Here is a 14834-nt window from a genome sequence, read left to right as displayed (position 1 = left end):
GCATGACCGAGGGGAATTCCGTGGAGGGGCTGCGGGTGCTGGTCGCCGAGGACGAAGTGCTGGTGGCGATGCTGCTGGAGGAGATGCTGGACGATCTCGGCTGTCGGGTCGTCGGCCCGCATGCCACGCTGGCGGATGCGCTGGAGGCCAGCCGCGAGGGCTCGTTCGATGTCGCGGTGATCGATATGAACCTGGCGGGCGAGCGTGCCGATCCGGTCCTGGCCGAACTCGGCGCACGGGCCGTGCCCTTCGCGATCGCCAGTGGCGGCAACTGGGACCTGCCGCATCCGCCTGCCTTCCTGCTGAACAAGCCTTATACCTTCGCCCAGCTTGCCGAGGCGGTGAAAGCACTGGAGCGGGCGCGAGGATAAGCGGCACGATCTGCGTCCCGCTTTCTTCAAGCCAGCCGCAAGGAAAGGGGAGCCGCGCCTTCGGGAGAACGACGAGGGTTCGGAGTCGAGCCGCCTTCACTGGACCTCACCCAAGAATTCCCATACCTCTCCGTCTGTTCCGACGGCCAAGAGAAAGCGTATCTGCGATGTCGACAATCCCGGCGCCTCTCTCCGTTCCAGCCGCGCCCGACCGGCGCCAGAGGCTGAAGGCCATCGTCGCAGGCTCCACCGGCAATCTCGTCGAATGGTACGACTGGTACGCCTATTCCGCCTTCACGCTCTATTTCGCACCGCACTTCTTTCCGGACGAGGACCGCACCGCCCAGTTGCTGAGCGCGGCGGCGATCTTCGCGGTAGGCTTCCTGATGCGCCCGGTCGGCGCCTGGCTCATGGGCATCTATGCCGACCGCAAGGGGCGCAAAAGCGGGCTGACGCTATCGGTCGCGCTGATGTGCGCGGGGTCGCTGCTGATCGCGGTGACGCCTTCCTACCAGTCGATCGGCATCGGCGCGCCGCTGCTGCTGGTGCTGGCCCGGCTGATGCAGGGACTGTCGATCGGCGGTGAGTACGGCGCCAGCGCCACGTATCTCTCGGAAATGGCGGGACGTGAGCGGCGCGGCTTCTATTCCAGCTTCCAGTATGTCACCCTGATCGCCGGGCAACTGGTGGCGATCTGCGTGCTGCTGGTGCTTCAGGCGCTGCTGACCGAAGCGCAACTCGACGCCTGGGGCTGGCGCATTCCCTTCGTGATCGGCGGCGCGCTGGCGATCCTGGTGTTCCGCCTGCGCCGCGGCATGGCCGAGACTCACAGCTTCGAAAAGGCGCGCGCCGAGGGCGCCCCGCAATCGGGCTTCCTCGAACTGATCCGCCGCCACCCGCGCGAGACCCTGACGGTCATGCTGCTGACCGCAGGCGGCACGATCGCCTTCTACGCCTATTCGATCTACATGCAGAAGTTCCTGGTCAACACTAGCGGGCTGAGCCGCGAGACCGCCTCCGAGATCAACGGCGTAACGCTGTTCCTGTTCATGCTGCTCCAGCCGCTGGCGGGCGCGCTGTCCGACCGGGTGGGGCGCAAGCCGCTGATGGTGGGCTTCGGCCTGTTCGGCGTGCTCTGCACCTATCCGATCTTCGCCACCCTGGCGACGACCCGCGACCCGCTCGTGGCCGGAGCGCTGGTCATGGCAGGGCTGGTGATCGTCACCGGCTATACCTCGATCAACGCGGTGGTGAAGGCGGAGCTGTTCCCCGCCCACATCCGCGCGCTGGGCGTCGCCCTGCCCTATGCGCTCGCCAATACGCTATTCGGCGGCACGGCCGAGTTCGTAGCGCTGTGGTTCAAGCAGGCCGGGATCGAGCAAGCCTTCTACATCTACGTCTCGGTGATGATCGCCATCTCGCTGGTGGTCTATGTCCGCATGCGCGATACCCGGGACCATAGCCTGATCCTGGAAGATTAAGCGCAGCCCAGCCGCTTGCGCCAGTTCCAGGCGTGACCGGCCACCAGCAGGACGCTGCCTATCACCGTCAACCCGGTCTCTCCCAGCGGAAGATCGGCATGGAACAGCGCCAGCACGAGGCAGACGATCCCCGCCGTGCCGAGCAAGACCGGCCCCGCCCCGCCATGCCGCCGATAGCCGAGCACAAACGCCGCCAGCGCCGCCGGTGCCACCAGCCCCAGCGCCGCGAGGTGAAACACCTCCGACTGGAAGAAAGCCCCGAGCAGGCCGGGCAGCAGAAACAGCAGGAGCGGCAGGGCAAGACAGTGCACCATGCAGAGGGTGGACGCGGATATCGCCGTCGATTCCACAATGTCGGCCAGAAAGCGCCCCCGGATGCTGACGACATGGCTCCGGGGTTCGCAATGCTCGCTCATCGAAATCGGCTCCAGCTTGATTGAGTTATGTTACAACATTACATGGCGATGCATTCTCCGTTGAAAAGGCCTCTCCGTGAAAAAAGACTGCGACACGCTTCCCCCCATCACCGTGGCCACCGGCCCCCACGCCGAGGTTCAGCGGGAGATCGTCAGTGACGGGATCGATCTCGCCATCTGGGAGCGCGACCTCGATCCGGCACTGGTCCGGGAAATCTCGGCGCTGGACCTTGATAGCATCGACGACCTCCTGCTGGCCTGCGATACCGGTGATGCTGAGATGCAGCTAAGCGCCCTGTTGAGAGACAGCGGCTATCCGGAAAGCCCGCTGCTCTGCGCCGACATCGCCGCGCTGGCGGCGCGCCACGCCGCCCTGCTAGGCCGGCGCCGCGTCGGAATCAGGCTGGAAGTGGTCGAGACCGATGCCTGCCGCAAGTTCCATGCGGACTTCGTGACAGTGCGAACGATCACGACTTATCGCGGACGTGGAACCCAATGGCAGCGGGTCGATGAAGCCGACGATCAGTCGATCAACGAAATGCGCCCCGGCACCGTCGGCCTGTTCAAAGGCCGGCTGCTCCAAGGCGAACCGTCCATCCTGCACCGGTCTCCACCCATCGCAGACTCGGGCGAATCCCGGCTTGTGCTGGTTATCGACTCGATCGCAAGCGGCTAAGCGCCGCCCAGCCGACGCGGTTCCCTCCGCCGCGACGAACGGTGCTTCCCGTGCGATCACATCGCCGGGACCGGGCTACCTTCGGAAGCCAGAGACGTTATAACGTCTCTCCATGAAAAAGGTTTCCCTGGTCGCAGCCACCATCCTTTCCCTCGCTCTTCAGGCTCTTGCCACCCCGGCACTGGCCCAGCATCTGCAGTGCGTGCCCTATGCCCGCGCGCAGTCCGGGATCGGCATTCACGGCAATGCGGCGACATGGTGGGAACAGGCCAAGGGCACCTACAAGCGCGGCCATATGCCCGAGCCGGGTTCGGTGCTGGTGTTCAAGTCCACCGGCGCGATGCCCTACGGCCATGTCGCGATGATCCGCGAAGTCGTGGATTCGCGTCATGTCATGCTCGACCATGCCAACTGGTCCGGCCCCGGAATGATCGAACACAACGCGCTGGCGGAAGACGTCTCGGAAGCAGGCGACTGGAGCAACGTACGCGTGTGGTACGGCCCGAGCCATTCGCTCGGCTCGCGCGAAAATCCCACGTTCGGTTTCATTTACGGCAGCAGCGCCCCTGCCCCGGAACTCGCCACCGCGAAGGACGACGATGCGCCGAGCAGCGCGGGCTGATTATCGCTTCCGAGATTTCCAGATTGTAACATATTGATAACAGGGCACTCACCCTGTTGTGTAATGTTATCACATCACACTAAACGAAACCTCCTTTCCGATCCCAGGGGGTTTTCTTGTCCGTCCGTATCCTGCACCGATCCGCCGTTTCCCTGCTTGCCCTGATCCCGGCTACCGCTTTCGCCGAGGCACCCGCCCCGGAATCGCGTGAGATCCTCGTCACTTCCGCACCGCTGGAAGAAAGCATCGACGAAACGGCCACCCCGGTCGTGACTCTCTCCGGCGACGAACTCGCGCACCGCCGCCAGGGCACGCTCGGCGAGACGCTGGCCGGTCAGCCCGGCATCCACTTCGACAACTTCGGCGGCGGCGCCAGCCGTCCGGTGATCCGCGGTCAGACCTCGCCGCGCGTGCAGGTCCTGTCGGACAGCACCAATGTCCAGGACGCCTCGGGCATCTCGGCCGACCACGCCATCACCGGCGAGCCGCTGCTCCTGCGCGGTATCGAAGTGCTGCGCGGCCCGGCAGCCCTGCTCTACGGCGGCGGCGCGATCGGCGGCGCGGTGAACCTGCTCGACACCAAGATCCCGACCGCGATTCCGGCGAACGGCATTTCCGGCGCCGGCGAGGCCCGGCTCGGCACCGGCGACGACGAGCGCTCGGTGGTCGGCGGCGTCACCGTGGGCAGCGGCGCGCTGGCCCTGCGCCTCGAAGGCGCACACCGCGAGGCGGACGACTACCGCGTTCCCGGTGCCTTCGGTCAAAAGCGCGTGCCCGGATCGTGGAGCGAAAGCTCGACGTTCACTGCAGGCGGCTCGTGGGTCGGCGCGGACGGCTATCTCGGCGTCGCCTACACGCGCGTGACCGGCAGGTACGGCCTGCCCGGCCACAGCCACGAATACGAAAGCTGCCACACCCACGGGCCCAGCCTGCACTGCGGATCGCACGACGATCACGACGACCACGATCATGGCGAAGAAGACCACGATCATGAGCACGAAGAGGAAAACATCTTCGTGAAGATGCGCAGCGAGCGCTTCGACATTCGCGGCGAGTATCGCGATCCCCTGCCCGGCTTCGAGCGCGTCCGTTTCCGCATGGCCCACACCAATTACCGCCATGACGAGATCGAGCACGACGAAGTCGCCACCGCCTATCGCAACAAGGCCTTCGACTTGCGCTTCGAACTGACCCACAAGGCTGTCGCGGGCTTCCGCGGCGTCTTCGGCGTCCAGCATTCGGACAGCACCTTCAGCGGCATCCATTCGGTGGTGCAGGACGACGTGACCACATACACGCCGTTCGACATCAGCAATACCGCGCTGTTCCTCCACGAAAGCCGCGAGTTCGGCCCGGTCCGCATCGAGGCCGCCGTGCGCCAGGAATGGCAGCGCATCCGTCCGCAGACATCGCTGGCCGCCTTCATGCCGACGACCGCGCACGATCCCTTCTCGGTCTCGGCCTCGGCGCTGTGGAAAGTGGCGGACGGCTACTCGCTGGCCCTCTCGCTCGCCCGCTCGCAGCGCGCGCCGAACGTGCAGGAACTCTATGCCTTCGGCCCGCACTTCGCCTCGAACACGTATGAGATCGGCATGGTGACGGGCCGCACGTTCGAAGGCATGGCCTCGACCGAGAACCGCCTCGAAACCGGCAAGTCGATCAACCTGACCTTCCGCAAGACCAGCGGGGTGACGACCTTCACGGTGGGCGCCTATCACCAGAAAGTGGACAACTACATCTACGGCCAGACCCTCGATCAATACGAGGACTTCCGCCTGATCCACTACGTCGCCGCCGATGCCACCTTCACCGGCGTGGACGGCGAAATCCGCCATCAGGTGATCCCGCAGATAGGGGTTGCGCTCTTCGGCGACTACGTGCGCGCCAAGCTGAAGAACGATCTCGGGAACCTGCCCCGCATCCCGCCCGGCCGCCTCGGCACGCGCGTCGATGCCGCAAGCGGACCGTTCACGGCGGAGGCGGAATATTACCGCACTTTCAGGCAAGACCGCATCGCCGACTTCGAGACGGAAACGCCGGGCTACGACATGCTGAACCTGACGCTGTCCTACAAGCTCGACCTCGGCACCGACCGCTGGGCCGAACTCTTCGCGCGCGGAACCAACCTCACGAATTCCTTCGCGCTCAACCACGCCTCTTTCGTGAAGGACGCCTCGCCGCTGCGCGGACGCAACTTCGTGTTCGGTTTGCGCACCGCGTTCTAATGCAAGAACCCGGACAGACGCGGCTGGAGGGTGCCGCATCTGTCCGGGTTCAAATTCCCACCGCCCCCGACGCCACGGTCCCTGGGCGGACGGCGCGGTGGGATGAAGGAGGAGAGTTCCCGCTCTCCCCCGACCTCGGATCAGAGCTTGGCCTGAACGCCGATGAACATGCGGCGTCCGGGATAGTAAAGGTCGACCGGCATGTCTTGATTAATGTAAACCTTCGAGTATTCTTTGGTTATGTTCTGCATCTCAAAGAACACGTTAAAGTGATACTTCGGGAAGCGCAGCGTCACCTTGCCGTCCAGATAACCTTCGCCCTTGCGATAGAGCGGATTATTGCCGTTGGTGGCGCTCAGTACGGTATCCAGCCACTTCGATCGGTAGTTGTAGCTCAGGCGCGCATTCAGGAAGCCCTTGTCGTAGAACACGCTGGCATTGTAGGTGAACTTAGAAAGACCGGGATATTCCTTGAGTTCGCCGCCCGTTGCGCTGTTGGTCAGGTTCGTGCGGATCGCGCGGGCATAGGTCATGTTGCCGGTCAGGCCGAAGCCGTCGAAAGGCTGCGGCAGGAAGGTGAAAACCGTCTGACCGCTCACCTCGATACCGTCGAGCAGAGCGCCCTGCCCGTTGACCGGCTGGCGTACCGTGTAACCGACACCGTCCCCGAACAGGTCGACATTGTTGCGCACCACGTTCTGGATCACGAAGCTGGATTCGTACTTCTTGTAGTAACCCAGGCTGATCATCGTATCGGCATTGGGGTACCAGGCGAGGTTCACTTCCCACTGGTCCGCGCGATAGGGCTTCAGTGCCGGGTTACCCGCAGTACAGATATCATCGACACCGGTAATTGTCTGGTCGTCCACGCAGTTGATGTTCGGCACCAGGTCGAGCGGACGCGGACGTGCCAAGTTCTTCGCATAGTTGGCACGCAGCGAAAGTTCGGGGGTGATTTCGAGGTTGGCGTTGAAGGCTGGCAGGAAGTCCGCGTAAGTGTTCGAGAGGCGCGCTTCCTGCGCCGCGATCACCACGGTTTCCGTGCCCCCCGTGGCATTGAAGCGAGTCACGCGGCTGACGTTGGTGCCAAGCCCTTCGTCCTTGGTCCAGGTCCAACGCAAGCCCGCGTTGCCGGTAAGGCGCATGCCGAGGACTTCGGTGTCGATATCTGCCATGATATAGCCCGCCACCACGCTTTCCTTGATAAGCGCGCTCGGGATCTGGGGCAGTCCGTTCGCCTCACGCACGAGATCGTGGTTGAACCCGGACAGATCGTAGATCTGCGACAGCACGTCAGCATCGAAGGACGGATAGGCCAGCGTCGTCGGCATGCCGGAAGGCGCACCCTTCAGGCCGGAAAACAGCGGTGCGCCGCTCAGGCTACCGCCCAGCGAGGACAGCAGCGACTGATACTGGGCAGGAGTGATGTACCAGGTATTGCCGTTACGCACTTGCGCCGGGTTGTCCTGGATCACCGTGGTGTAGGAGACATTGGCGCTCTGCTGGTAGGTCATCGTCGCCGGATCGATCAGACGCGAGCCGCCGCCCTGGTAGTTCACGAATTTCTGGCGGCGGGCCTGCGCACCGAATTCGAACTTGCTGACGATCGGGTGATCGATCTCCCACTGCGCATCGAACTTGAGCTGGTCTTCGGAGTTGCTGAACTCCGCCGGGCGATACTGGAGCGCCGGGCCGTAAACCGGCAATGCCTGCCCGTTGGCTCCCGTCCGCGTGAAGTCCGTATAGACGGAAGGGTCGCCCGGATCGAATTCCGATGGGAACGAGAAGACCGGCACGCCCTGCGCGTTATTGCGATCGATCATGATCCCGGCGACGCTCGTTCCCAGCGAGATCAGGTTCGTCTGCTGGTCGGTCGTCGCCTTGGCGTGAGACCCCATGAAATCGATCCGCAGTCGATTGAGATCCCAGCGAAACCCGCCTGAGAAATATTTAGAATCCTGATCGAAGCTGAAATCGCGGCGCTGGACGCCGATGATATTGGCCGCACCGTTCCAGTTGGGATTGGCTGCGGTGCCGACGTTCACGGCATTAAGCGCAGTCTGGATGCTGGTGACGACATGGTTCTCGTTGACGGCCGAAGTGCCGAGTTGCACCCGCCGACGCGACGTGGCCCCGTTAAGTCCGGCCGCCAGTGCCGGATCGAGGTTGAAGCGCTCGATACGACCAAGGTCCACCGAGTAATTGGTGTCCTGCAGGTTCTGGTTGCGCTTGTTGATCTGCGCTTCCGCATAAGCGCGGAAGTTGTGCGCCACTTCGTATTGGAGCACGAGATTGGCCGAGATGCGCTTGTCATCGCGTTCCCAGGAACGATAACGCGGAACTGTCGGCGCCCAGTCGAAGAACTGGGTTTCGCAGGCGAGACGGCGCGCGGTGGCGGCAGAGGCGTTAGCCCCACCGACATTCGCGCAGCTCTCATAGGTATTGAAGTTCGCGTAGAGCGGATCGGCGACGGTCTTCTCAGTGGAATGGTCGAAGTCCGCCAGACGCGACCAGTTCGTGTTACTGATATAGTCCTGTCGCGTGTTCACGTCGCTATAGGTCACGTTCAGCAAAGCGCCCAGACCGTCGAGGAAGAACTTCGGCGTACCCGCGACGAAGGTGACGCGCGGGCGCCAGGTCTCGGTCGTATCGAGGTTCTGCATCGAGGCAACCGCCGTCACTAACGGCTGCTTCAGATCGAGCGGCTTGCGAGTCTGTACCCTGACGGTACCGCCGATGCCGCCTTCGGTCAGATTGACGGCATAACCCTTGTAAACGTCTATCGACTGGACCAGCTCGGTCGCGAATTCGCGAAAGTCGCCCGAACGATCGCCATTCGCGCTGACCTGGCTGACGCCGTTGATCTCGATGCGGTTGAGATCGGGTTCGACGCCGCGGATCGAGACCTTAACGCCTTCACCGAAGTCGCGGGTGAGCTGGACGCCCGTGATGCGGGCGAGCGAGTCGCCGATGTTCTTGTCCGGAAAGCTGGCGATATCGTCGGCGACGATCGAGTCCACGATCGTGTTCGCCTCGCGCTTGCGATTGGTCGCCGATTGCAGCGAGGCGCGGGTGCCGACGACGACGATGTCGTTGGCGGTCGTGATGATCTTTTCGGCGGTCTTGTCGTCGATGCGGGAAGGCGCCTGTTCTTCTCCAGACTGGACTTCCGCTTCCGAATTAGTCTGAGCAATAGCGGGGAAGGAAACCGCGAGAGATCCCGCCAAAGCCAATGCCGACACCCCTGAGAATGCGCGGCGCGAGTACTTTGAAATCAATGAATTTCTCGTATTTCCAATGGCATGCTTGCGCATATCCGGTCCCCTCTTTTAGACCTGCCGATACTGTCTGCCCGGTTTCTGCGGACACCGATCGAATCAGTTTCTAGACGAAGACTTATTGATCCGATATGTGGGATGCAATGCTATAATTTGGAAGAAACCAGTTCCACCTCGGGAGGACGATGCCCATGACGGCCAAAATCCGCGCTCTCGCGCTGCTTACGGCACCGCTGCCCCTGCTCGTTTCCGCCCTGCCCGGGCAGGCCGCGACTCCAGCCCCGATTACCGCTCAGCGCATAGCCGCCGAAACGCTCGATCGCGGCGCCGTGGCAGTTCCCGCGAAGGACGGCGGCATCCTCGTAAGCTGGCGTTTGCTGGCCAGCGATCCAAAGAACGTCCGCTTCCGCGTACTGCGTGACGGCAAGCCGCTGCACGTCACCAAACCGGGCGAGGCAACGACTTTCGTCGACACATCCGGAACCGTCGCAAGCCGCTACGCCGTCGAGCGCATCGGCGACCGCGCCGGACCCAAAAGCGCCATGGTCTGGGACAAGGGATACCTGTCGATCCCTCTCGAGCCGCCGGCAGACGGCGTGACACCGGCGGGCGAGGCCTATTCCTACACCGCCAACGACGCCAGTGTTGGCGATCTCGACGGGGACGGGCAGTACGAGATCGTGCTCAAGTGGGACCCGACCAATAGTCACGACAATGCCCATACCGGCTATACCGGCAACGTCTTCCTCGATGCCTATCGCCTCGACGGCACGCGGCTCTGGCGCATCGATCTTGGCCGCAACATTCGCGCAGGAGCGCACTATACGCAGTTCCTGGTCTTCGATTTCGACGGAGACGGCCGCGCCGAAGTGGCGATGAAGACTGGCGACGGCACGGTAGATGGCACCGGCAAGGTGATCGGCGATGCCTCCGCTGACTGGCGCAGCAGCGGCGGCGAAGTGCCGCAGCAGGACAAGACCGGCGCCAAAGTCCTGCCGGACGGCACCAAAGTCGCACCGATGCAGGGCCGCATCGTCAAGGGACCGGAGTATCTCACCGTGTTCGAGGGGCTGACCGGCAAGGCGCTGGCCACCGCGCCTTACGATCCGCCGCGCTATCCGGGCGGCAACCCGACGCCCGAACAACTCGCGGCGACATGGGGCGACGGCTATGCCAACCGCTCCGACCGTTACCTCGCAGGCGTCGCCTATCTCGACGGGAAATTGCCGAGCATGGTCTTCGGGCGCGGCTACTATGCCCGCACGGCGCTGGCCGCCTGGGACTGGCGCGGCGGCAAGCTGACGCAGCGCTGGCTGTTCGACAGTTCGGCACCCGGCAATGCCGACTATGCCGGGCGCGGCAACCACCAGCTTTCGGTGGCAGACGTAGACGGCGATGGGCGCGACGAGGTGATATACGGCTCCATGGCCGTCGATGACGACGGCAAGGGTCTGTGGACCAAGCCGCTGTTCCACGGCGACACCATGCATGTCAGCGACCTCGATCCGGCGCGTCCCGGCCTCGAAAAGTTCGGCGTCTTCGAGGATATCCGCCGCAACGGCGGGCTCGGCTCGGCACTGCTCGATGCGCGCACTGGCGAAGTGCTCTGGACCACTCCGGCCGAACAGGACACCGGGCGCGGCGTCGCTGCCGATATCGACCCGCGCCACTACGGCGCCGAGTTCTGGGCCTCCAACTCCGACCGCCTCTACGACACCAAGGGCCGGGAAATCGGCCCGCGCCCGCGCCAGATGAACTTCGCGATCTGGTGGGACGGCGACCTGCTGCGCGAGCTGCTGGACGGCACCACGATCTCGAAGTGGGACTGGGAGCGTGGCACTTCGGTTCCGCTGCTCTCGCCGGAGGGGCTTGCCTCGAACAATGGCACCAAGGCCAATCCGGCGCTCCAGGCCGATCTCATCGGCGACTGGCGCGAGGAAGTGATCTGGCGCCGCGCCGATAACCGCGAACTGCGCATCTACACGACGCCCTATGCCACCACGCACCGTTTCGTCACCTTGATGCAGGACCCGGTCTATCGGCTTGGCGTCGCCTGGCAGAACACCGCCTACAACCAGCCGCCGCATACGAGCTTCTACTTGGGTGCCGGGCCGAACGGGGAGCGGTAAGGAACGGACCTTAGTCCCATACCCTAGCGTCATCCTGAACTTGTTTCAGGATGACGGGGCTCAAAGGCCAGCGGGTTACAAGGCCACAAACGCTTCATCCCGGTTGACGATTATGTCCATATGATGAAATATCATCCCACATAAAGCGTCCCGCGAGACGCCGCACCCAAGGGAGAGACAATGAGCAAGCTGGTCTGGAGCCGCCGCGAGATGCTGGCCCAAACTCTGGCAACGTCGGCAATCGCCGGTTCCATGGCGCTCACGGCCGAGCGGGTCAATGCAGCCCCAGTCGCCGCTAAGGAACCGCTGAATTCCGGCATTGCGCCGGGCGACGACGTGGTCTGGCTCGACGGCAATGCACCCTCCGCACACGAAGGCCAGTCGTGGGGCCAGCCATGGCCACGCGGCACCCGGCTCGACAAGCGGGGCTACGTTCTCGAAGGCGCTGGCGGCGCGCGGGAGGCGGTGCAGACCTGGCCGATGGCGTGGTGGCCGGACGGCTCGATCAAGTGGACCGGACATGCCGCCCCCGCCAATGGCGCGCGCTCCGGCGCACTGCGCGTCGTTCCCGGCACTGCCAAACCCGCGCAGACGCTCTTCGTGCGCGAGGCTGGCGATGCGATCACCGTCACCGTGGGCCGGACCGTCTGGACTCTGGGCCGTTCGGGCGAGGCGCTGATCCGTTCCGCCACCGTCGGCTCAGCCGAGGTACTGCAATCGGTGCGCCTGCTCGCCAGCGCACAAGACCGGCCCGATGACGAGGACGGCGCACCTGCACTGGCCCGCTGGACCAGCGCCATCGAAAGCGCCACGGTCGAACAGAACGGACCGATCCGCGCCGTCATCAAACTCGACGGGCGCCATCGCGGAACCGAAGGCGACTGGATGCCCTTCTCCGTCCGGCTCTATTTCCACGCCGGGTCGGACAGCGTGCGGCTGGTCCATTCGATGATCTTCGATGGCGATCCCGCCAAGCGCTTCATTCGCGGGCTGGGCCTCGAAGGCGCAGTGCCGATGCGCGACAAATTGCATGATCGTCATGTCCGCTTTGCGGGCGAGAACGGCGGCCTCTGGGGCGAGGCCGTGCGCCCGCTGACCGGCCTGCGCCGCGATCCGGGCAAGGCGTTCCGCGATGCACAAGTGGCAGGCGCGGCAACGCCCCCGCTCGACCAGATGGGCGCGGCGGTGCGCCAAAACATCGACTACATTCCCGCATGGGGGGATTTCCGCCTGCGCCAACCCAATTCGGACGGCTTTTCCATCATCAAGCGCACCAAGCCGGGCTGCGGCTGGATCGATGTCGATACGGCAGGGCGGGCGCCGGGGCTCGGCTATGTCGGCGGCCCGTCCGGCGGCGTCGCTTTCGGAATGCACGACTTCTGGCAGCGCTGCCCGGTCGGCCTCGACATCGCCGATGCGGCTGGCGACACCGCGCGCTTCACCGTCTGGTATCACGCCCCCGATGCCCCGGCGATGGACTTGCGCTTCTATCACGATGTCATGGGCATGGAGAGCTTCGAAGCGCAGAACCTTGGCCTCGATGTGACTTACGAGGACTACGAACCGGGCTGGGGCGATGCCTCCGGGATCGCACGCACCACCGAATTCCGCATCTGGGCCTTGCCCGCCACGCCGCCGCGCGAGCGTCTGGCCGAGATGGGCAAGGGCCTTGCCACGCCGCCGCGCCTGGTCGCCAATGTCGCGCGGGTCCATGCCGCAGGGCTGTTCGGTCCGTGGAGTCCGATCGCCGCCGGCGGACCTTTGCGGAGCAAGATCGAGACGCGGGCCAAGCAGGAACTCGATTTCTACATCGGGCAAGTGGACCAGCGCCGCTGGTACGGCTTCTGGAACTACGGCGACGTCATGCACAGCTATGACAACGACCGGCACGTATGGCGCTACGACATCGGCGGCTTCGCGTGGGACAACAGCGAACTTTCGACCGACATGTGGCTCTGGTACGGCTTCCTGCGCACCGCCCGCGCCGACGTGTTCCGCCTTGCCGAGACGATGACGCGGCATACCGGCGAGGTGGACGTCTATCACTCGGGGCGTTTCAAGGGCCTCGGCACCCGCCACGGCGTGCAGCACTGGGCGGACAGTTCGAAGCAGCAGCGCGTGTCCAATGCCGCCTATCGCCGCTTCTACTACTACCTCACCACCGACGAACGCTGCGGCGACCTGATGCGCGCCTTGGTGGACAGCGACCAGGCCTTGAAGACGGTCGATATCGGCCGCAAGGTCCTGCACCGCGCCGATGCCAGCAAGCCCGCCGCCGGAACCGGCGCGGTCGTGGCCGACCAGCCGCTTCGCGAGGGGCAGGTGTTCATGCAGTTCGGCACCGTCTGGGGTTCGATGCTGGGCGCATGGCTGACCGAGTGGGAGCGCACGCGCGACACCCGCTGGCGTGACCGGATCGTCGCGGGCATGCGCTCGATCGCGGCCATGCCCAAGGGCTGGCTGGCGGGCGGCGGCGTCTTCGACCTTGCCAGCGGGCGCTTCGTCAGCCCCGGCGACACGGTCAACATGAGCCATCTCAACGGCGTGTTCGGGGTGTTTGAGATCACTGCCGAACTGCTCGAACTGCTCGACGAACCGGCGTTCCGCAAAGTCTGGCTGGACTATTGCGAACTCTACAACGCGCCCGAGGCGGAGTTCCGCGCCCGTACCGGCGCATCGGGCAAGGGCCGCGCGCTGACGCAGGCGCATTCGCGCTACACCGCTTATGCGGGCGTGCAGCTCGGCAAGCCGGAACTGGTGAAGCGCGCATGGGGCGAGTTCTTCGGCGCGGGCGACCGCGAAGGCCGCGACCAGTCGCGCGGCGCGCGCAAGGTGGCAGGCGCTGCCGTGCTCAAGCCGGTGGACGAGATCGCCGAAGTCTCCACCAACGATGCAGCACAGTGGGGCATTGCCGCGACCGTGAACCTGATGCTGATCGGGGATGCGCTGGAGTGAGGAACCTCGCCGCCGCCCTGATGCTCGTGTCACTGTCGGCGGCGGCAAACCCGCCAACGGACGACTTTCGCCACGGGCTCTCGCACTGGCGCGTCGAGGCGGAAGCACCCTCGCGCGTCACCGTACAGGGCGGCGTGATGGACATCGACACGCCCGAAGGCCTCTCGGTCTGGTGGGGTGAGGAACTGCGCGGCCCCGTCGCCATCGAATACGAGGTCATGGCGGTGTCGGCGGGCGGGCCGAACGACGCGGTGAGCGACGTCAACGCCTTCTGGATGGCCACCGACCCCACCGTGCCGGACGGGTCGCCCTTCGCGCGCCCCCGCAGCGGCGCTTTCACCGACTACGACACGCTCAAGACCTACTACCTGGGCATCGGCGGCAATCGCAACACCACCACGCGGATGCGCCGCTATGTAGGGGAACCCGGCAATCGCCCGCTGCTCCCCGAGCATGATCGGGCGGATCCGGCGGCGCTGCTCGTGGCCAATCGCTGGGTGCCGATGCGGCTTGCCACCGATGGCGCGACAGTGACGGTGGACTTCGGCGGCAAGCGGCTTTTCACGATGATCGACACCGCGCCCTACCGCCGCGGCTGGTTCGCCGTGCGCACGACCAAGAGCCACTTGCGCATCCGCAATTTCCGGATCGTTCCGCTCGGAACCGGACGCTGAGGAGCCG

Annotated in this window: 10 protein-coding genes; 8 read left to right on the top strand and 2 right to left on the bottom strand. The window is 64.6% G+C overall.

All coding sequences use genetic code 11. The features are described from left to right. Nucleotides 1-2: 2 nt before the first annotated feature. A complete protein-coding gene (locus tag AC4D6D_RS20870) occupies nt 3-371 on the top strand; it encodes a response regulator (protein WP_491327443.1) in 369 nt (122 codons plus the stop codon). A gap of 167 nt (nt 372-538) precedes the next feature. After that, nucleotides 539-1852: an MFS transporter gene (locus AC4D6D_RS20865; RefSeq protein WP_491327442.1), complete on the top strand. Its 1314-nt coding sequence runs from the start codon at nt 539-541 to the stop codon at nt 1850-1852. Here the strand turns inward: AC4D6D_RS20865 and AC4D6D_RS20860 are convergent. Beyond that, nucleotides 1849-2268, bottom strand: coding sequence for a MerC domain-containing protein (locus tag AC4D6D_RS20860; RefSeq protein ID WP_491327441.1), 420 nt, complete (start codon nt 2266-2268; stop codon nt 1849-1851). The genes AC4D6D_RS20865 and AC4D6D_RS20860 overlap by 4 nt on opposite strands. 76 nt (nt 2269-2344) lie before the next feature. On the opposite strand from AC4D6D_RS20860, the gene AC4D6D_RS20855 reads away from it, so the two are divergent. From AC4D6D_RS20855 to AC4D6D_RS20845, 3 genes are all read left to right on the top strand, one after another. Continuing rightward, nucleotides 2345-2944, top strand: coding sequence for a DUF1826 domain-containing protein (locus tag AC4D6D_RS20855; RefSeq protein ID WP_491327440.1), 600 nt, complete (start codon nt 2345-2347; stop codon nt 2942-2944). A 112-nt stretch (nt 2945-3056) separates the two neighbouring features. Further along, on the top strand, nt 3057-3566 hold the full coding sequence (locus tag AC4D6D_RS20850; RefSeq protein ID WP_491327439.1) for a CHAP domain-containing protein: 510 nt from the start codon (nt 3057-3059) through the stop codon (nt 3564-3566). 116 nt (nt 3567-3682) lie between these two features. After that, nucleotides 3683-5791, top strand: coding sequence for a TonB-dependent receptor domain-containing protein (locus AC4D6D_RS20845; protein WP_491327438.1), 2109 nt, complete (start codon nt 3683-3685; stop codon nt 5789-5791). Nucleotides 5792-5931: 140 nt separating this feature from the next. Here AC4D6D_RS20845 and AC4D6D_RS20840 read toward each other — a convergent pair whose 3' ends face one another. After that, nucleotides 5932-9105: a TonB-dependent receptor gene (locus AC4D6D_RS20840; RefSeq protein WP_491327437.1), complete on the bottom strand. Its 3174-nt coding sequence runs from the start codon at nt 9103-9105 to the stop codon at nt 5932-5934. Between the two features lie 155 nt (nt 9106-9260). On the opposite strand from AC4D6D_RS20840, the gene AC4D6D_RS20835 reads away from it, so the two are divergent. The 3 genes from AC4D6D_RS20835 to AC4D6D_RS20825 all read left to right on the top strand — a co-directional run bounded on the left by AC4D6D_RS20835 (nt 9261) and on the right by AC4D6D_RS20825 (nt 14827). Beyond that, the gene (locus AC4D6D_RS20835) at nt 9261-11198 is read left to right on the top strand and encodes a rhamnogalacturonan lyase (RefSeq protein ID WP_491327436.1); all 1938 of its coding nucleotides are present in this window, start codon (nt 9261-9263) and stop codon (nt 11196-11198) included. Nucleotides 11199-11378: 180 nt separating this feature from the next. Further along, complete coding sequence (locus AC4D6D_RS20830; protein WP_491327435.1) at nt 11379-14153, top strand: exo-rhamnogalacturonan lyase family protein; 2775 nt, start codon at nt 11379-11381, stop codon at nt 14151-14153. Next, on the top strand, nt 14150-14827 hold the full coding sequence (locus AC4D6D_RS20825; protein WP_491327434.1) for a DUF6250 domain-containing protein: 678 nt from the start codon (nt 14150-14152) through the stop codon (nt 14825-14827). The genes AC4D6D_RS20830 and AC4D6D_RS20825 overlap by 4 nt, the downstream gene beginning before the upstream one ends. Nucleotides 14828-14834 lie beyond the last annotated feature (7 nt).

It is taken from the genome of Novosphingobium sp. BF6, from assembly GCF_058273105.1.
Note: the sequence above shows the minus strand (reverse complement) of the source record. Positions and strands in the feature narration are given on the sequence as shown.

Coding starts and splice junctions, on each gene's coding strand:
- AC4D6D_RS20870 (WP_491327443.1), top strand. CDS start 3: ATGACCGAGGGGAATTCCGTGGAGGGGCTGCGGGTGCTGGTCGCCGAG.
- AC4D6D_RS20865 (WP_491327442.1), top strand. CDS start 539: ATGTCGACAATCCCGGCGCCTCTCTCCGTTCCAGCCGCGCCCGACCGG.
- AC4D6D_RS20860 (WP_491327441.1), bottom strand. CDS start 2,268: ATGAGCGAGCATTGCGAACCCCGGAGCCATGTCGTCAGCATCCGGGGG.
- AC4D6D_RS20850 (WP_491327439.1), top strand. CDS start 3,057: ATGAAAAAGGTTTCCCTGGTCGCAGCCACCATCCTTTCCCTCGCTCTT.
- AC4D6D_RS20840 (WP_491327437.1), bottom strand. CDS start 9,105: ATGCGCAAGCATGCCATTGGAAATACGAGAAATTCATTGATTTCAAAG.
- AC4D6D_RS20835 (WP_491327436.1), top strand. CDS start 9,261: ATGACGGCCAAAATCCGCGCTCTCGCGCTGCTTACGGCACCGCTGCCC.
- AC4D6D_RS20830 (WP_491327435.1), top strand. CDS start 11,379: ATGAGCAAGCTGGTCTGGAGCCGCCGCGAGATGCTGGCCCAAACTCTG.